Source organism: Paraburkholderia sp. SIMBA_030, from assembly GCF_046535245.1.
Classification (GTDB): Bacteria; Pseudomonadota; Gammaproteobacteria; order Burkholderiales; family Burkholderiaceae; genus Paraburkholderia.
This window is the reverse complement of record NZ_JAWRXB010001249.1, coordinates 1-249: the sequence shown is the minus strand read 5'-3', so window position 1 is coordinate 249 and position 249 is coordinate 1. Positions and strand designations below refer to the sequence as shown.

Here is a 249-nt window from a genome sequence, read left to right as displayed (position 1 = left end):
AGCGCGATCACGCGCGAATGCTGCCACGCGGTGCGCTCGGGCGTGAGACCCGGCTCGCCGAAGAGCGGCTGCTCGTCGGGCGTGTCGGCGTCGGCGTCTTCCACCGACACCGAGAGGGCGCCAAGCTCGAGCAGCGCGTCGGAGAGTTCCTCCGCGCGGTCGCGCTCAAGCTCGACGATCAGTTCCCGGTAGCTCATGAATTACGCTTCGTCCTTTTTCACCGACTGACGCTCGGCCAGACGGCTTTCG

At 67.1% G+C, this 249-nt stretch carries 1 protein-coding gene; it reads right to left on the bottom strand.

What is annotated here, in order from left to right; translation table 11 throughout:
• The coding region (locus SB772_RS44050) for a 50S ribosomal protein L11 methyltransferase (RefSeq protein ID WP_410839030.1) at window positions 1-197 on the bottom strand (197 nt) is incomplete at its 3' end.
• Window positions 198-249: the final 52 nt, after the last annotated feature.